A 17,148-nucleotide genomic window follows, 5' to 3' on the forward strand; every position below is an offset into this window, starting at 1 on the left:
ATGGATGCGCTTTCAAGGGTCTCGGCCCAGGTCCTGGACAGCGCCCTGCCCAGCCTGCCGCTGTACCTGCTGCAGGCCACGGCGGTGATCGGCATGATCGGCGTGCTGCTGATCGCCACCCGTCGCGCCGGCCATGCCATTGAAGGCCGTCGCCTGTATGTGGGCGTGGCACTGGGCCTGATCTACCTGTTCAATTCCTGGTTCGTGGCCCGCTATAGCCAGGGCGTGGTCAAGCTGCACCTCGGCTTCGACATCCTGCTGGTCAGTGGCCTGCTGGGCGGTTGGCGTGGCGGCCTGACCTGCCTGGCCGCCAGCCTGCTGGCCCGCTACCAGTTCGCCGGCGCCCAGTTCTTCCTGCCTGCCGGCCTGGAATCCCTGCTGCAGATGCTGGCCGGCATCTGGCTGCGCAGGCGCCTGCACCCGCGCATGCTCAACGAACTCTCGCTGCGCATGATCCTGCAGGCCTGGGGTGTGCGCATCGGCGTGACTGCGCTGGGCCTGGCACTGGGCGTGGCGATCATTGGCGCCGATCAGCTGCCGGTGGCTGAACTGGCGATCCAGCGCCTGCTGGCGCTGCCGGTCTCGCTGCTGATGCTGGGCGCGGTGTTCGCACTGGTCTACAACGACGCGCAGATCGACGCCCAGCGCCAGCGCGAGCAGGCCTGGCTGCGAATCGACCCGATCAGCGGCCTGCCCAACATGCGCGCGCTCGGCGAACGCCTGCAGTATTACTGGCGCGACAACGACGGCAGCGGCAAGGCCTGCCTGGTCGTGGCCGAGATGGGCAACCTGCGTGACCTGCGCCTGCGCTATGGTCCGCTGCAGGACAACGGGCTATGGCAGCGCGACAGCACCGACGAGGTGCATCGGCTGCTGCCGTCGCTGCCGGCCGGGCAGCTGGAGATCTACCAGTTCGGTGATGCGGCGCTGGCAATTCTGGTGCGTGACCTGTCGCTGTCCGAACTGCGTACGCAGCCACAGATCACCGAGTTGGCCAGCAACCTGGCCGATCGGGTCGGCCGTGACTGGCCAGGGTTCCGCCCGCTGTTCCGCTGCGCAGTGGTCGAACTCAAGCCCCCCACCGATGCAGACGATGGCCATCTTCCGTTCCGCGCGATCACCCTGGCACTGAGCGCGATCGAATCCGGTGTCGTGTTCTTCGATGACCCCATCCAGCGCGACAGCGAGATCGATGCCTTGATTGAAGTCGCGCTTGAACGCTGGCTGCAGCAGGGAGATGCCCCCCTGTGCTACCAGCCCAAGCATCGCCTGCAGGATCGCCAGCTGGTCGGCGCCGAAGCGTTGCTGCGCATGCGCGATGGCGAAGGCCGTCTGATCGCACCGATGCGGGTAATCTCGCTGCTGCGCCGGCAGGGCCGCCTGGCCGACCTGGAATGGGCCACGCTGCAGTCCGCCCTCCACTTCCTGCAGCAGTGCCGGCGCGATGGTGCGCAACTGACCGTAGCAGTCAATGTCTCCGCCGAGTCACTGCGCCTGCCCAGCTTCGGCCTGCGCCTGCAGGAACTGCTGCAGCTGCATGACGTGCCCGGAACGATGCTGCGCCTGGAGATCGTCGAGTGGACCGAGATCGTCGAGCGCGACGTGGTCGACGCCAACATCGCGCAGTTGCTGGCCGCCGAGGTGACGCTGTCGCTGGATGACTTCGGTGCCGGCTACTCGACCCTGATCCTGCTCTCGCAGCTGGCCATCGCCGAGGTCAAGATCGAGCAGGCGTTGATTGCCACCCTGTCCGATGCCAAGTCGCAGTCGATCGTGCGTTTCATCGTCGAAGTCGCGCACCGCTGCGGCGCCATCGTGGTGGCCGAGGGCACTGAAACCCTGGCACAGGAACAGCAACTGCGGGCACTGGGCGTGGATGTCGGCCAGGGTTATCTGTACTCGGCCGCGTTGCCGGCCGACGAGTTCCGCCGCTTCGCCGCCAGCTAGGTCGTAAGGCCGGCCTACACCGCGTAGTAACCCAGGAACATCGCCACCGCTGACTCGGCCACGCGTGCGCGCTCCTGTTCGTTCAACGGCGCCTGCCCCATCGTCACCTGCGGCCAGAACGCAAAGCTCTTCACCAGCCCATGCAGCTGGTGGCCGGCGAACTCCGGATCGACCTGGCGCAGCCGACCATCGGCGATCGCCGCGCGGATCCACGCGCTCTCGCCACTTTCCTTATCGCCCATGCGGCAGACGATGGCCTGCGCCCGTTCCGGCGAATGGATGATCTCGGCCATTGCCACCCGTGCCAGGTCGATGAAGTTGGCATCACTGAGCAGCTCCAGCTTCTGCCCCAGCAGCTGCATCAGCTGCGCCTGCAACGGCAGATCGGTGCGGTACGGCAGCGCATCACTGGCCACGCTGCGCTCCCACAGCTCCTCCAGAATCATCGAGAACAGCGCTTCCTTGCTTGGGAAGTGATTGTAGACGGTGCGCTTGGAGACCCCGGCCACCTCGGCAATGCGGTCCATGCTGGTCGCCTCGTAGCCCGATGCACGGAACTCCTCCACCGCCGCGCGCACGATGGCTTCGCGTTTGCGGTCGGTCAGGCGTTGCGGGGCACGGGACATGGCGGAAACCGGATAGCTGAACGGACGCCACCATTTTACACCCGGCAGTGTACTTTTGAAAAACACGAAACTACACTGTGCAGTGTACCCTGCGGACGTCACCCATGAAGCGCCTGCTCCTTGTCCTCCTGCTTGGAATCCTCGCCGTGACCGCCTACACCTTCTGCAAGTCCTGGTCCCTCCCCGACTTCTCCGATTCGCCGCAGTACCGCGACGGCAAGTTCCGCAATGCCCTGCCGCGTCCTGCGATGGGCCTGCGCGACGGCGCAGAGATCTGGTGGACGTTCCTGTTCAACAAGCCCAAGGGCACCGTGCCCGCCCACCCCATTCCGGTGCTGCCGCTGGACCGCGCCACCCTGGACGCCGCGCCGGACCGCAGCCTGTTCCGGCTGGGGCACTCCACCATCCTGCTGAAGCTGCGTGGCCAGTACTGGCTGACCGACCCGGTGTTCTCCGAACGCGCCTCGCCGGTGCAGTGGATGGGCCCGGCCCGCTTCCATGCGCCACCGATCAGCATCGACGACCTGCCGCCGATCGCCGGCGTGATCCTCTCGCACAATCACTACGACCACCTCGACCATGCCGCGGTAATGCAGCTGGCCGGCAAGACCGCACGCTTCATTGCCCCGCTCGGCGTGGGCGACCAGCTGATCGCCTGGGGCGTGGACGCCAGCAAGGTAGAACAGCTGGACTGGTGGCAGTCCACCGAAGCCAGCGGCCTGCGCCTGACCGCCACCCCGGGCCAGCATTTCTCCGGCCGCGGTCTGGGCGACAGCGATCGCAGCCTGTGGGCGTCGTGGGTGGTCCAGGACGATGACTTCCGCATCTTCTTCAGCGGCGACACCGGCTACTTCGATGGCTTCAAGGCCATCGGTGAGAAGTACGGCCCGTTCGACCTGACCATGATCGAAACCGGTGCCTATGATCCGCGTTGGGCGTTCGTGCACATGCAGCCCGAGCAGACCCTGCAGGCGCACCTGGACCTGCGCGGCAAGTGGCTGCTGCCGATCCACAACGGCACCTTCGATCTGGCGCTGCACGCATGGCAGCAGCCCTTCGAGCGCATCACCGCACTGGCCGCCGCAAAGAACGTGCCGGTGGCCACGCCGATGATGGGCGAGGCGCTGGACATGCAGGCGCCGCAGGCGGGCACGCGCTGGTGGGAGACGGTGGAGCTGTAATGGGCGTTCCAGCCCTGCGGGCACTACGTCTTCGGCTGCTGCCTGCGCCCTTCCAGGGCCCAGATTGAGCTGCAACGCGGCGACAGCGAGTTCAGTCATTTCCGTCGTGACTTTCCTGCTGCCGCGCGCTTGCAGCCAAGCGGGACTGCCGGTCAGGTGCCAGATCAGAGCCTTCGCTCCGTCAGGCGCGGTGCTCGTCTGTCGTCATCTGGTGGATGCCGAACCCCGTCAGTCCTTCTGCGAGTTCCGGCCTCAACTCCAGCGAGGGAATCAGGTAGTCACCGGTGTTCTGCCGCCGATAGGGGATCACCGGATCGCTGGCCAGGCCGTCGAGCCGCCTTCCCAGCCCTTCCAGCAACGCCGGCAACGTGTTCCCGTCGACCTTGCCACTGCGATAGATCACGTGGGGCGGCAGCACCTCGAACCCGGGATAGAACAGCATCCCGTGCTGGATAGGGAACAGAACATCGTTGATCGGGCCGTTGATGCCACGCGGCGCATAGTGGGACTGCCAACCGCCCGTAGTGACCATCAGCATCGCGCGCTTGCCACTCATCACACCTTCGCCGTAGCGGTCGCCCCAGTGCTGGTCGGAGTGTTCGCCCACACCATAGGCAAAGCCGTACGCATATACCCGCTCGATCCAGCCTTTGAGGATAGACGGCATCGAGAACCACCACAGTGGAAACTGCAGGATCAGTACATCGGCCCAACGTAGTTTCTCCTGCTCGGCTGCAATGTCGGCGCTTTGCCGACCGTTGATGAAAGACTCCCGTGAATCCAGCGATGGATTGAAGGGCGCGGAGCAATCCCGACCGGGATGATCTTCGGCATCGAGGGCCACCTTCCAGCGCATTGCGTACAGGTCCGACACCTGCACGCTGTGACCGGCAGACTGCAACCGCTGCACGGCAAAGTCGCGCAATGTGCCGTTCAACGAAGTGGGTTCGGGATGGGCATAGACCAGCAGGACGTTCATGGGAGCACCAGACGGGGAAGACCCCAGACGATAGGCAGCACTACGCTATAGTTGAAATGAATTCCTGCAATCCATTTCATTGTCATGGACAATACTTTGCGTCGCGTCGACCTCAACCTGCTGGTAACTCTGCAGGCCCTGCTGGAAGAGCTGAACGTCACCCGCGCCGCCGAGCGCCTGCATCTGGCCCAGCCTACAGTCAGCGTGCAGCTGGCGCGGCTGCGCGAGCTGTTCAACGATCCGTTGCTGCTGCCCAGCGTGCGCGGCATGCGCGCCACTGCGCGTGCCGATGCGCTGCGCCAGCCACTGGCTGACGCGCTGCTGGCAGTGCGGCGCACGCTTGCACCGGTGCAAGCCTTCAACCCGGCCCAGGCGCAGCAGACCTGGCGGATCATGGCCTCCGACTTCGGTGAATCCACGGTGGTGCTGCCCGTGCTGCCCGCCCTGCGCAGTTCGGCACCCGGCGCACGCCTGGCAGTGGTGGGACTGGTGCCAGCACAGATGGTAGTGCTGAGTGAGCGCGGCGAGATTGATCTGGCCATCCACATCACGTCCGAGGCGCCGCCGTCATTGCATCACCGTCCACTGTTCCAGGAGCGCTATGTGCTCGCTGGCCGCCGCGATCATCCGAGGCTGAAGCGCCGCCCCACGCTCAAGCAGTTCTGCGCCCTGCAGCATGTGATCGTCTCGCCCGACGGCGGCGGCTTCCATGGCAGTACCGACGATGCACTGACCCGCGCCGGCGCCCGCCGCGAGGTGGTACTGTCAGTGCCGCATTTCCTGTTCCTGCGCGATGTGCTGCTGCAGACCGATCTGGTGGCCATGATGCCCTCCCGGCTGGTAGCAGCCGATCCGGGCCTGAAAGCAGTCGAGGCGCCGCTCGAGGTGCCGGGATTCGAGATGGTGATGCTCTGGCACGAGCGTGTGCACCGCGATCCGGCGCATCGCTGGCTGCGCGAGCAGATCGCGGCCGCTGCCAACCCGTGACTTCGTCGCCCGCAGCTATTGCAGCGCGTCATGTAACCGATTACATCCCTTGCTAGCCTAGCGCTCGCCCGAATCCGGTCGAACCTGCGAGGCTGTCCGTAATGACGTTGCGCACCGAACGCTCCAAGGTCTCCCGCCCACCTGCCCCATGGCGACCTGCCGCCACTCTGATGCTCGCCGTCCTGGCATCCTCCGCGCAGGCACAGACATTGCCACCACGCAGCCAATGGCAGGCCAGCGCCTCCTCGCAGCAGGTACCGGCGATGGCGATCAGCCACCTGATCGACGGCGACCCCAAGACCGTCACCGGCGGTGCCTTCAGTCCGGGCCACTGGTTCCAGATCGATCTGGGCGCACCGACGATGCTGGCGGGCGCACGGCTTACCTGGGATGTCTCCAATCCAGAGGGATATTCACTGCAGACCTCGCTGGACGGCACGCAGTGGCAGACCGCGTACACCATGGCCGATTCGCTGGGCGACGTGGAAACGCTGTACTTCGCGCCACGCCAGGCGCGCTACCTGCGGTTGGCCAGCCCACAGCGCACCTCCGATTGGGGCGTGTCGATCTTCGAGATGGAGCCGCTGGACAGCACGCTCAGCGCACGCATCAGCGGTGTCGATGCAACGCAGGCGGCGGCGCTCTGGCAAGGCGGTGGCACCGTCGCGGTTCCAGCCGGAAAAGGTGGATCCCATATGCTCGAGATCATGCTGCCTCGCGCCCAGTCCACGGCCGGTCTCGCGGTCGACTGGGCCGATGGCGGGCGCGGCGCCGCCCGCTTGCAGGCGCAGGACGCACAGGGCCGCTGGCAGGACCTCGCACACGATGCACAGGCGGCCAGCCATCGGCAGAGTTGGCTGGCTGCTGACACGGCACACCCTCTACGTGCATTCCGTCTGGCCGTGGACGGCGCTGCCCCGCAGATCGCGCGCCTGCGCCTGCTCGGCCCGAAAGCGATGATGACGCCGATGAAGCGCTACCAGATCGCCGCCAGCGGCGCGCAGCGTGCGTTGTTTCCGGCGTCGCTGCAGATGCAGCAGACCTACTGGACCGCCGTCGGCGTGCACGCAGGGCGGCAGAAATCCATCTTCGACGAATACGGCAATCTGGAAGCCTTCAAGGGCGCGCCGCTGGTGCAGCCGATCTGGCGCAATGCCGACGGCCAAACCGCCGGCGCCGCCGGGCAGAAGGTGCAGCACGCACTGCGCGACGGCTGGAAGCCAATGCCCTCCGCCACCTGGTCACCGCAACCCGGGCTGGAGCTGCGCAGTGAGGTGTTCGCCATCGAGCGCGATGGCCAGCCGGTGACCTTCCTCCGCCATCGACTGCACAACACCGGCACCACGGCGATCGACGGCACGCTCAGCCTGGTCGTCCGCCCCATGCAGATGAATCCGCCGTGGCAGAACGGCGGGCTGTCGCCGATCCGCGAGGTGCGCATCGACGGACAGGCGGTGCGCATCAATGGCCGCACGCTGCTGCAATCGCTCACGCCGATGGCTGCGTCCGGCGTTGCGCCGTTCGGGAAGGACGGCGCAACGGAGATCACCGCGGACATCGCTGCCGGCAAACTGCCTTCCTCGCAGCAGGCACGTGACGAGCAAGGACTGGCCGCAGCCGCATTGAGCTACCGGATCCGCCTCGCGCCCGGTGCCAGCGATGCGGTGGTCGTGGCGTTCCCACTCGGTACCGCCGCTGCCGATGCCAATGGCGTGCTGCCCGAGGCGCCTGCGCTTGACCTGTCCACGCTGCCCCGTGATGCCAATGCGGCGTTCGAGACGCTGGCCACGCAGGCGTCCGCAGATTGGCAGGCGCGGCTGGGCCAGGTTGGCCTGCGCCTGCCCGATCCCTCGCTGGTCGACATGCTGCGCGCGCAGGCTGCCTACATGCTGATCAACCAGACCGGCCCGGCCATGCAGCCCGGCCCGCGCAACTACAACCGCTCCTTCATCCGCGATGGCATGGCCACCTCGGCGGTGCTGCTGCGTATGGGCGAAGCCAAGGTCGCGCGCGACTACCTGGCGTGGTACAGCCAGCACGGCGTGCACGGCAGCGGACTGGTCTCGCCGATCCTCAACGACGATGGCAGCGTCAACACCGGCTTTGGTTCGGACATCGAGTACGACAGCCAGGGCCAGTATGTGGCACTGGTGGCCGATGTCGCCCGCCTCGATGGCGGGCCCGAGTCGGTGCGTGACTACCTGCCGAAAGTGAAAGCAGCGCTGCGTTTCCTGCAGGAACTGCGCGAGCGCACGCTGGTACCCGGTTACATGGCCGACCAGCCGGCGCCGCAGCGCTTCGCCGGCATCCTCGCGCCGTCGATCAGCCATGAAGGCTATCCGTCGCCCACCCACAGCTACTGGGATGACTACTGGGGCCTGAAGGGCTGGCACGACGGTGCATGGCTGACCGAATCGCTGGGCGATCATGAGACCGCGCGCTGGGCACGTGAGCAGTACAAGGCGCTGTACGACGCACTGCATGCCTCGATCCGGGCGACGATGGCGTGGAAGGGCATCGACTTCATTCCGTCCTCGGCGGATCTGGGCGATGGTGATCCCACCGGCGTTTCGATTGCATTGGACCCCACCGGTGCGCAGAGCGTGCTGCCGGCCGAGGCACTGCGGACGACCTTCGCGCGCTATCTGGAGGACGTACGCAAGCGCAGCCAGCCCGGTGCGCTGTACGCCTACACGCCGTACGAGATCCGCAATGTGCTGAGCTATGTGCATCTTGGCCAGCCAGACGTGGCTGACGAGCTGTTGCAGGGCCTGCTTCACGATCGGCGCCCGCTTGAATGGCAGGTGCTGGCCGAAGTAGTGCATTCACGGCTGCGCTTCCCGCGCTACCTCGGCGACATGCCGCATACCTGGATCGGTGCCGAGTACGGCCGCACGTTGTTCGGCATGCTGATGCGCGAGGACGATGATGCGTTGTCATTGCTGCCGGGCACGCCGCCCTCGTGGGTGGCGGGCGATGGATTGGCGGTGGAACGCCTGCCGACCGCGTATGGCACGTTGCAGATGCAGGCGCGGCAGCGCGACGGGCTGCTGACAGTGGTGATTGGCGAGGGGCTGCGCAAGGACACCGCCGTGCGCATGTGGTGGCCGAACCGGACCGCGCCGAAGTCTGTGCGCGTAGATGGACGCAGCGTTTCCGACTTCGATGCCGAGGGCGTGCGCCTGGCGAAACCGTTCCGGACGTTGGAAGCGGTCTGGTAATGCAGCCGAGCATGGCTCGGCTCTACAGAAATCAGACTCTGCGAGTAGATCCACGCCATGCGTGGATGCTCTTGTAGAGTCGAGCCATGCTCGACGCATCGCACACCACGCGAACTGCAGCCGAGCATGGCTCGGCTCTACAAAAGCAGCGGTAGCTGCCGGGCCATGCCCGGCGTCAGAGCGTCGGCAGCCCCGGCGGGTTGGTCTGCGACTGCGGCACCGCTTCCTCGGTCACGTTCCAGCGCGCCAATGCCTGCGCATAGGTGCCGCTGCCGATCTGGGTGTTCAGCGCCTGCGTCACCGCATCCGCCAGGCCGCTGCCCTTGCGCGTGGTCACCGAGATCGCCGCGGCGTTCGGCCAGCCCCCCGGGAACAGGCCCACACGCCGCACCTTGCCATCGCGCGCCGAATAGGCGCCGGTGGCGTTGGGCTCGAACGAGACATCGGCGCGGCCGGTAATCACTGCCAGCCGCCCAACCACGGCGTCATCGAAGTACTGGTACTCCACCGGCTTCAAGCCAGCGGCGATGTTCTGCTGGTCCCACTGCCGCAGGATCTGGTCCTGGTTGGTGCTGGCACCGACCACCACCTTCAGCCCGGCAACGTCGGCCGGCTTTTCGATCTTCTGGATCGGCCCATCTGTGCGCGTATAGATGCCCAGCAGATCGTAACGGTAGCTGGAGAAATCGAACTTCTTCTTGCGCTCCTCGGTAACCGTCACGTTCGACAGCACGGCATCGTACTTGCCTGATTCCAACCCCAGCGGCCAGTCGGCCCACGCCACCGGCACGATCACCAGCTTCAGGCCCAACCCATCGGCAATCAGCCGCGCGATGTCCGGCTCGATGCCGACGACGTCCTTGCTGTCGGCGCCGTAGTCGGCCAGCGGCAGCTGCCCCGGATGGGTGGCCACGGTGAACGTACCGGGCGTGACAAAGCGATAGTCGGCCGGGATCAACGCCTGCGCCTTCGGATCGAGCGTGCCCTTCAGGATGGCGGTGTTCGCACCCGCCAGGCTGGCTGCGGCCACGGTGCCGGCATCCGGTGCCTGACGCACGCGCGAATAGACGATGCCGGCGATGCCGATGACCAGCACGCCCACGATCAACAGGGTGCTGCGCGAGGGGCGACGCGGTGCTGCAGGGCTCATGGTGTTCCTTCCGGGGTCACAGGGTCTTGGCCAGGAAATCGGCGGTGCGTTGCTGGCGCGGACGCTCGAACAGGGCTTCGGGCGTGCCCTGCTCGATCACCCGGCCCTGGTCCATCATCACCACGTGGTCGGCCACGCGACGAGCGAAGCTCAGCTCATGGGTGACGATCACCAGCGTGGTGCCGGAACGGGCCAGCTCCTCGATCACGCTGAGCACTTCGGCCACCAGCTCCGGGTCCAGCGCCGAGGTCGGTTCATCGAACAACAGCACCTTCGGTTGCAGGGCCAGCGCGCGGGCAATCGCGATGCGCTGCTGCTGGCCGCCGGACAGCTGGCGCGGGAAGGCATCGGCTTTGTCGGCCAGGCCGACCCGTTCCAGCAGCGTGCGCGCCTGCTGTTCGGCCTGCGCACGCGGCACACCGCGCACCGCGATCGGCGCCTCGATGATGTTCTCCAGCGCGGTCAGGTGCGGGAACAGGTTGAAGCCCTGGAACACCATGCCCACTTCCGCACGACGGCGGCGGATCTCACGCTCGGGCAGCTCGTACAGGGTGTCGCCATCGCGGCGGTAGCCGATCAGCTGGCCGCCGACGGTCACAAAGCCACTGTCGGCACGTTCCAGATGGTTGATCAGCCGCAGCAGCGTGGACTTGCCGGCGCCGGACGGGCCGATCAGCACCGTCACGCTGCCAGCGCGCAGGTCCAGGTTCACCTCTTCCAGCACCGGCTGGTCGCCGAACACCTTGCCTACGCCATGCAGCGACACCGATGCCCCCTCGCCCGCTTCAACCTGCGCGGCGATGCGCGGGCGATTGACTACGCGCGGTGCGGCATCACCTGTGGCGCGCGTTGGCGACGAGACACGCGATACCGAACGCTCGCGCTGCAGTTGGCCGCGCGCGAACCGCTGCTCCACGCGCCGTTGCAGCAGCGAAAGCACGGTCAGGATCACCAGGTACCAGACCGTGGCCACCATCAGCAACGGCACCACTTCCAGGTTGCGCCGGTAGATCACCTGCACGGTGTAGAACAGCTCCGGCAGCGCCAGCACGTAGACCACCGACGTGCTCTTGGCCAGGCCGATCACATCGTTGAACGCGGCCGGCAGGATCGAGCGCATCGCCTGCGGCAGGATGATGCGGCGCACCTGGCGGCCACGTGGCAGGCCAAGCGCCGCTGCGGCTTCGTACTGGCCATGGTCGACCGAGAGAATGCCGCCACGGATCACTTCCGCCGAGAACGCGGCCTGATTCAGGGTCAGGCCCAGCACCGCGGCGGTGAACACGCCGATCAGCTGCGTGGTCGGGTACGAGAACAGGCTGATGCCGGTGAACGGCACCCCCAGCTCGATGGTGCTGTACAGGTAGCCCAGGTTGTTCAACAACAGCAACAGCACCAGCAGCGGAATCGAGCGGAACAGCCACACATAGCCCCACGACACCGCCGACAGCAGCGGCGAACCGGAGACGCGGGCCAACGCCAGCAAGGTGCCCAGCGCGAAACCGAGGCCAGTACCCAACGCGGTCAGCAGCAGCGTGCGACCCAGGCCTTCCAGCACCGGGCGTGCGAAGAACCACTCGGCGAACGTGCCCCAGCCCCAGCGCGGATTGCCCAGCACTGATTGCAGCCCGATCAGGATCAAAGCCAGCGCCAGGAGGGTTCCGACCACCTGCAGCGGATGCCGGGCCGGCACGATCTTCAACGCCGGAGCTGGCGCCGGGCGTGCGGCAAGTCCATCCAGCGCGGTCGAAGGCGTGCTCATGCGTGGGCTCCATGCAGCTGGGCTTGCGCAGGCGCGATGACGGGCGCGGAGGCCCGCAGGTGTTTTTCGAACGGCAGATGCGCGATGGTTTCCGGGTCGGCCTGCAGATCGAACAGCGCGGTGTAGCCGTGGCTGAGGTACAGGCCGACGGCTTCAGGTTGGCGGAAGCCGGTGGTCAGGAACACCCGCCGGTATCCTTGCCGCGCTGCCTGGTCTTCCAGCTCCTGCAGCACGCGCCGCGCGATGCCCTGGCGGCGCAGCCCTGGCAATGTCCAGATGCGCTTGAACTCGGCGGTATCCGGATCGCGGTGCGGCATGAACGCACCGCCGGAGATCGCCACACCATCGCGCAGCAGCAGCACGAACGCCCCTACCGGCGCCGCGAATGCCTGCGCCGGGTAGCGCTGCAGCTCCTCGCGGGCGCTGCCACCGATACGGCGGCGCACATCGGCGTAGCGGCTGTCGTACTCCTGCTCCAGGCCATCGAACAGTGGACGGGCCAGTGGATCGTCCACCGAGGTGTAGAGGAAGCGTTCGTTGCTGCTCATGCCACGTCCTTCACCAGATAGTCTTCGGCCAGCCGCGCCCACAGGCTGGCGGCGGGTGCGATGGCGGCGTCGTTGAACACATAGCGCGGGCTGTGCAGCGGTGCGCTGTCGCCGTTGCCGACGAACACGAAGCTGCCGGGCCGCGCCTGCAGCAGGAAGGCGAAGTCCTCGCTGGCCGTGCGTGGCGCGAACTCCGGCACCACCTGTTCACTGCCGAAGCCCTGTACGGCTACGTCGCGGATATAGGCAGTCTGCTGCGGGTGGTTGATCACGCTGGGGAAGCCACGCGGAAACGCGATCTCGGCGCGCGCACCGAACGCGGCGGCAGTCTGCTCGGCAATCTCGGTGACCCGGCGCCGCAACGTATCGCGTACTTCCGGCAGGTAGGCGCGCACGGTCAGCTTCAGCTCGACGACGTCCGGGATCACATTGGCGGCCTGCCCGCCGTGGATCGAACCGACGGTGACCACGCCCATCTGCCGCGGATCGACATTGCGCGAGACCACGCTCTGCAGCGCGGTGACGATGTGCGCTGCCGCCAGGATCGGGTCGACGCTGCCCTGTGGCTCGGCACCGTGACCGCCCTTGCCGATCACCTTCAGCCGCGCCCAGTCCACCGACGCCATCGCTGGGCCATCGACGAAACCGAAGTGCCCCACCGGCACGCCCGGCCAATTATGCAGGCCATAGATCGCATCCACCGGGAAGCGTTCGAACAGGCCATCGGCAATCATCTTCGAGGCCCCCGAACCGGTTTCCTCGGCCGGCTGGAACACCAACTGCAGGGTGCCGTCGATGCGGCCATGATGGGCCAGGTAGTGCGCCGCGGACAGCAGGATGGCGGTATGCCCATCGTGGCCACAGGCATGCATCAGCCCCTCGGTCTGGCTGGCGTAGGCCAGCCCGGAATCCTCGTGGATCGGCAGTGCATCGATGTCGGCGCGCAGGCCGAGGCGACGGCTGCCCTGCCCGCGCTGCAGCGTACCGACCACACCGGTACCGCCGAGGCCGGTGGTGACCTCATAGCCCCACTGCTGCAGCAGCTCGGCCACGCGGGCGCTGGTGCGGTGCTCCTCGAAAGCCAGTTCCGGGTGCCGGTGCAGGTCATGGCGGATCGCGATGGCCGCCTCGGCGCGTGCCGCGATTTCCGGCAGTACGCCCGTCGTTGGGGAACTCCGCCGGGCATGGCCCGGCGCTGTCGCGCTTTCTCCGCTCATCGCCTTACCCTGCCTTCCGCGCCGGCTCGGCGTCGGTCGAGTGGCGGCTGGCCTTGTACGGCAGGCCCAGATGCGCGCGCAGAGTCTGCCCTTCCAGCTCGCGCTGGTGGTAGCCGCGCGCCTGCAGGATCGGCAGTACCTGGGTCACGAAATCGTCCAGGCCTTCGCGCTGTGCCGCGAATCCGAGGATGAAGCCGTCGCTGGCACCGGCATCGAACCAGCGGATCAACTCGTCGGCCACGTGCTCCGGCGTACCGATGAAATTCGGCCGTGGGCTCACCGCTTCCAGCGCCACCTGGCGCAGGCTCAGGCCCTTCTCACGTGCATCCTGCTTGATGCGGTCGGTGGTGGAACGGAACGAGTTGCTGCCGATGTCACCCAGCTCCGGGAACGGCGCGTCCGGGTCGTACTGGCTGAAATCATGGTGGTCGAAGAAGCGGCCGAGATAGGCCAGCGCGTCCTCCAGCGTGGCCAGCGCAGCGATCGCCTGGTACTTGGCCTCGGCCTCCTCGGCAGTGCGGCCGACGATGGGGCCGATGCCCGGGAAGATCTTCACGTCATTGCCGCTGCGGCCGTGGGCGATCGCCGAGTTCTTCACCTTCTGGGTGAACGCGCGGGTCTCCTCCAGCGATGGCGAATGGGTGAACACCGCATCGGCGTACTTGCCGGCGAGCGCGATGCCATCGTCGGACGAACCGGCCTGGAAGATCACCGGCTGACCCTGCGGCGAACGCTGGATGTTGAGCGGCCCTTCCACTTGGAAGAAGCGGCCCTTGTGGTCGAGCCGCCGGAACTTCTCCGGCGCGAAGAACGTGCCGCTGTCGCGCTCGCGCACAAAGGCATCGTCATCCCAGGAATCCCACAGTCCCTGCACCACCTCCAGATATTCGTCGGCGATCTGGTAGCGCAGCGCGTGCTCCGGGTGTGGCCGGCCGTAGTTGCGGCCAGAGCCCTCCAGTGGCGAGGTCACCACGTTCCAGCCGGCACGGCCGCCGCTGAGCAGATCCAGCGAGGCGAACTGGCGGGCGACGGTGAACGGGTCGCTGTACGAGGTCGACAGCGTGCCGGCCAGGCCGATCTTTTTCGTCGCCGTGGCCAGCGCCGACAGCAGCGAGATCGGCTCGAAGCGGTTGAGGAAGTGCGGGATCGACTTCTCGTTGATGTACAGGCCGTCGGCCACGAAGCCGAAGGCGATGCCGTTGTCCTCGGCGGTGCGCGCGATGTCGATGTAGAACTGCAGGTTGACGCTGGCATCGGCCGGGTTGGAGGGATGCTTCCAGGCATGCATGTGGCTGCCAGGGCCCTGCAGCATGATGCCGAACGGAATGTGGCGCGGGGTCGTGCTCATGGGAATCGCTCCAGCAGGTCAGGCCACCGCCGCGCGCGGCGCGGGCGACAGCAGTTCAAGGGATGTCAGGCGTGCGTCGAGGTCGGCCACCGGCGCATCGAGGATGAACTCGCCCACGCCGAAGCGCCGATGCAGCGCATCCAGTTCGTCACGCACGTGCTGCGCATCACCGGACAACACGCTCGGGCGTGTCTCCTCGATGCGGAAGTCAGCCACGCCCACCTGGCGCGCGTACTCGGCAGCCGCCTCGGGACTGGGCAGATTCACCGTCTGGCCGGGGCCGAGGTGCAGCTTGTAGACGCGCAGCGCGCCGATATGACGCGCTGCGGCTTCGGCAGTTGGTGCGGCGAACGCCACCGTGGCCAGCAGCGGCGGCTGCGTTGAAACGCTGCGGTAGGCATCGAACGCGGCCTCGATATGCTTCGGGTCACCATCGAAGTGCGCGGCGTAGACGAAGCGCCAGCCGAGCTCGGCCGCCTGCTGCGCGCTCTGCGGGCTGGCCCCGAGCAGGAAGCGCTCCGGTGCCTGCTGCGGAACCGGCCGAGCCTGTGCCTCGGTTTCGGCGCCGGACAGATAACCTTCCAGGTCGCGCAGTTGCTGGTCGAAGTCGGCGAACGCCGGACGCCCGGCTGCCAGCGCCGCGGTCGAGGCCGGCAGGCCACCGGGGGCCTTGCCCACGCCCAGATCGACGCGCCCTGGCGCCAGCGCCGACAGCAGGTTGAAGTTCTCCGCCACCTTGTACGGTGCGTAGTGGCGCAGCATCACCCCGCCACTGCCGATGCGGATGCGCCGGGTCTGCGCCAGCACCCACGCAGCCAGCACTTCCGGTGCAGGGCTGGCCAGCGTCGGCGCAGCGTGGTGCTCGGCAAACCAGTAGCGGTGGTAGCCCAGCTGCTCGGCGCGCTGCGCCAGCTGCAGGCTGTTGCGCAGCGCCTGCTCTGCCGAGGCACCTTCGGCCACCGGGCTCTTGTCCAGCACGCTGATCTGATAGCTCATGATCACGTCCTCGCTCAGGGGTGGGCCACGGGAATGCCGAGCAAGCCGTTCAACGCGGCCAGGATCGGCTCGGCACCGGAGACGTACTGGCGGTCCTGGTGCGCGCCACTGGCCAGTTCGCTGCGCACGCCCTGCGGCAGCACCAGCTTGGGTAGTGACTGGTCCTGCTCACCGATCTCGGCGATCACCTCACGGCGCGGTCGCGCGAAGCCGATGCGGCGCACGTCCAGCTGCGCGTCCAGGCCATCGATGCTCGACAACGCGCCCTCCAGCAACAGGCTGTGCCGGCAGAAGAAGCGCTGGCCGGGAATCTGGCCGTCCTCGAACTCACGGTCGAGCAGGAACAGGATGGGTTTGCTTGCTGCGTCGAAAGTCACAGGGGTCGTCCTCATCGGGGCCGGCAATGCGATGCCGCTTCGATATCGATGCTAGAGATGCCAGCAGCCGCAGCAGCGACGGCTGGCGACAATCGGCGGTCAGATCCGGCCACGCAGATGCGGCGTGGCCATAAGCAAAGCGCCGCCGGTTATGGCGTCAGGCAATACGCCGCAGCGGCGCCGCTACCGCCAGCGCCTGCGTGGCCAAGTGCCCGGCCGCACGCTCGGTCGCCAGCGCGATGCGCGCCTGCAAGGCCGCACTGCTGATGTGCTCGCCGTCGAAGTCGGCGGGCGTGGCATACACCCCGATCGGCAGCGTGTGCGCCTGCAGGAAACTGAACAACGGCCGCAGCTGGTGATCGATCACCAGCGCATGGCGCTCGCTGCCGCCGGTCGCTGCCAGCAGCACCGGCACATCCACCAGCGCCTCCAGCCCGATGAAGTCGACCAGGTGCTTGAACAACCCGGGATACGAGCCGCGATAGACCGGCGCTGCCACCACCAGCAGCTCGGCGGCCTCGATGGTCTGCAGTGCCTGTTCCACCGCCGGCTCCGCCTCGCCGCGCGACAGCGACTGACCCAGCGCGCGCGCGATCGGCGCCAGCTCCACCAGGTCCACGCGGGCGTGCACCCGCTGCTGCAGCGACACCAGCAGATGCCGCGCCAGCAACAACGTGCGCGACGTCGCCGAGCTGGTCGGTGACCCCACCAATGCAACCACCTTCAATGCAGAAGACATGAACTGCTCCTCGATGATGCCGAACTACGTCCGGCCGCCTTTCGCCTTTTGTAGAGTCGAGCCATGCTCG

General features: G+C 67.0%; 14 protein-coding genes. 4 read left to right on the forward strand and 10 right to left on the reverse strand.

Annotated elements, in window-relative coordinates; translation table 11 throughout:
* The gene (locus D5301_RS04615; RefSeq protein ID WP_153854974.1) at positions 1–1,947 is read left to right on the forward strand and encodes an EAL domain-containing protein; all 1,947 of its coding nucleotides are present in this window, start codon (positions 1–3) and stop codon (positions 1,945–1,947) included.
* Positions 1,948–1,961: 14 nt separating this feature from the next.
* On the opposite strand, the gene D5301_RS04620 is transcribed toward D5301_RS04615, so the two are convergent.
* Complete coding sequence (locus tag D5301_RS04620; RefSeq protein ID WP_153854975.1) at positions 1,962–2,573, reverse strand: TetR/AcrR family transcriptional regulator; 612 nt, start codon at positions 2,571–2,573, stop codon at positions 1,962–1,964.
* A 104-nt stretch (positions 2,574–2,677) separates the two neighbouring features.
* Here D5301_RS04620 and D5301_RS04625 point away from each other — a divergent pair, with 104 nt between their 5' ends.
* Positions 2,678–3,754 (forward strand): MBL fold metallo-hydrolase, encoded by a 1,077-nt coding sequence (locus D5301_RS04625; protein WP_153854976.1) that lies wholly within the window; start codon positions 2,678–2,680, stop codon positions 3,752–3,754.
* A 181-nt stretch (positions 3,755–3,935) separates the two neighbouring features.
* Here the strand turns inward: D5301_RS04625 and D5301_RS04630 are convergent, their stop codons facing one another.
* On the reverse strand, positions 3,936–4,733 hold the full coding sequence (locus D5301_RS04630; protein ID WP_110712065.1) for an NAD(P)H-dependent oxidoreductase: 798 nt from the start codon (positions 4,731–4,733) through the stop codon (positions 3,936–3,938).
* Positions 4,734–4,817: 84 nt separating this feature from the next.
* Between D5301_RS04630 and D5301_RS04635 the strand changes: the two genes are divergently transcribed.
* Complete coding sequence (locus tag D5301_RS04635; RefSeq protein ID WP_153854977.1) at positions 4,818–5,720, forward strand: LysR family transcriptional regulator; 903 nt, start codon at positions 4,818–4,820, stop codon at positions 5,718–5,720.
* A 101-nt stretch (positions 5,721–5,821) separates the two neighbouring features.
* Positions 5,822–8,941 (forward strand): discoidin domain-containing protein, encoded by a 3,120-nt coding sequence (locus D5301_RS04640; protein ID WP_153854978.1) that lies wholly within the window; start codon positions 5,822–5,824, stop codon positions 8,939–8,941.
* Between the two features lie 175 nt (positions 8,942–9,116).
* Here D5301_RS04640 and D5301_RS04645 read toward each other — a convergent pair whose 3' ends face one another.
* The 8 genes from D5301_RS04645 to msuE form a co-directional block, all read right to left on the reverse strand.
* Positions 9,117–10,091, reverse strand: a complete 975-nt coding sequence (locus tag D5301_RS04645) for an ABC transporter substrate-binding protein (RefSeq protein WP_153854979.1) — start codon at positions 10,089–10,091, stop codon at positions 9,117–9,119.
* A gap of 16 nt (positions 10,092–10,107) precedes the next feature.
* On the reverse strand, positions 10,108–11,853 hold the full coding sequence (locus D5301_RS24435; protein ID WP_153854980.1) for an amino acid ABC transporter permease/ATP-binding protein: 1,746 nt from the start codon (positions 11,851–11,853) through the stop codon (positions 10,108–10,110).
* Positions 11,850–12,401 (reverse strand): GNAT family N-acetyltransferase, encoded by a 552-nt coding sequence (locus D5301_RS04655; RefSeq protein ID WP_110712060.1) that lies wholly within the window; start codon positions 12,399–12,401, stop codon positions 11,850–11,852. The genes D5301_RS24435 and D5301_RS04655 overlap by 4 nt, the downstream gene beginning before the upstream one ends.
* Complete coding sequence (locus D5301_RS04660; protein WP_153854981.1) at positions 12,398–13,618, reverse strand: M20 aminoacylase family protein; 1,221 nt, start codon at positions 13,616–13,618, stop codon at positions 12,398–12,400. The genes D5301_RS04655 and D5301_RS04660 overlap by 4 nt, the downstream gene beginning before the upstream one ends.
* Positions 13,619–13,622: 4 nt before the next feature.
* A complete protein-coding gene (locus D5301_RS04665) occupies positions 13,623–14,966 on the reverse strand; it encodes an LLM class flavin-dependent oxidoreductase (RefSeq protein ID WP_153854982.1) in 1,344 nt (447 codons plus the stop codon).
* An 18-nt stretch (positions 14,967–14,984) separates the two neighbouring features.
* Positions 14,985–15,962, reverse strand: coding sequence for an MsnO8 family LLM class oxidoreductase (locus D5301_RS04670; protein WP_153854983.1), 978 nt, complete (start codon positions 15,960–15,962; stop codon positions 14,985–14,987).
* 14 nt (positions 15,963–15,976) lie between these two features.
* Positions 15,977–16,339, reverse strand: coding sequence for a DUF3088 family protein (locus D5301_RS04675; protein ID WP_110712056.1), 363 nt, complete (start codon positions 16,337–16,339; stop codon positions 15,977–15,979).
* A gap of 157 nt (positions 16,340–16,496) precedes the next feature.
* Positions 16,497–17,078 carry an FMN reductase gene (gene msuE / locus D5301_RS04680; protein ID WP_153854985.1) on the reverse strand — a complete coding sequence of 194 codons (582 nt, stop codon included), beginning with the start codon at positions 17,076–17,078 and terminating at the stop codon, positions 16,497–16,499.
* Between the last annotated feature and the right edge of the window lie 70 nt (positions 17,079–17,148).

This window comes from Stenotrophomonas sp. MH181796, from assembly GCF_009659995.1.
Classification (GTDB): Bacteria; Pseudomonadota; Gammaproteobacteria; order Xanthomonadales; family Xanthomonadaceae; genus Stenotrophomonas; species Stenotrophomonas riyadhensis.

Bases quoted from the DNA above. Each gene is read 5' to 3' on its own strand.
- D5301_RS04615 (WP_153854974.1), top strand. From the start codon at position 1: ATGGATGCGCTTTCAAGGGTCTCGGCCCAGGTCCTGGACAGCGCCCTG.
- D5301_RS04620 (WP_153854975.1), bottom strand. From the start codon at position 2,573: ATGTCCCGTGCCCCGCAACGCCTGACCGACCGCAAACGCGAAGCCATC.
- D5301_RS04625 (WP_153854976.1), top strand. From the start codon at position 2,678: ATGAAGCGCCTGCTCCTTGTCCTCCTGCTTGGAATCCTCGCCGTGACC.
- D5301_RS04630 (WP_110712065.1), bottom strand. From the start codon at position 4,733: ATGAACGTCCTGCTGGTCTATGCCCATCCCGAACCCACTTCGTTGAAC.
- D5301_RS04635 (WP_153854977.1), top strand. From the start codon at position 4,818: ATGGACAATACTTTGCGTCGCGTCGACCTCAACCTGCTGGTAACTCTG.
- D5301_RS04640 (WP_153854978.1), top strand. From the start codon at position 5,822: ATGACGTTGCGCACCGAACGCTCCAAGGTCTCCCGCCCACCTGCCCCA.
- D5301_RS04645 (WP_153854979.1), bottom strand. From the start codon at position 10,091: ATGAGCCCTGCAGCACCGCGTCGCCCCTCGCGCAGCACCCTGTTGATC.
- D5301_RS24435 (WP_153854980.1), bottom strand. From the start codon at position 11,853: ATGAGCACGCCTTCGACCGCGCTGGATGGACTTGCCGCACGCCCGGCG.
- D5301_RS04655 (WP_110712060.1), bottom strand. From the start codon at position 12,401: ATGAGCAGCAACGAACGCTTCCTCTACACCTCGGTGGACGATCCACTG.
- D5301_RS04660 (WP_153854981.1), bottom strand. From the start codon at position 13,618: ATGAGCGGAGAAAGCGCGACAGCGCCGGGCCATGCCCGGCGGAGTTCC.
- D5301_RS04665 (WP_153854982.1), bottom strand. From the start codon at position 14,966: ATGAGCACGACCCCGCGCCACATTCCGTTCGGCATCATGCTGCAGGGC.
- D5301_RS04670 (WP_153854983.1), bottom strand. From the start codon at position 15,962: ATGAGCTATCAGATCAGCGTGCTGGACAAGAGCCCGGTGGCCGAAGGT.
- msuE (WP_153854985.1), bottom strand. From the start codon at position 17,078: ATGTCTTCTGCATTGAAGGTGGTTGCATTGGTGGGGTCACCGACCAGC.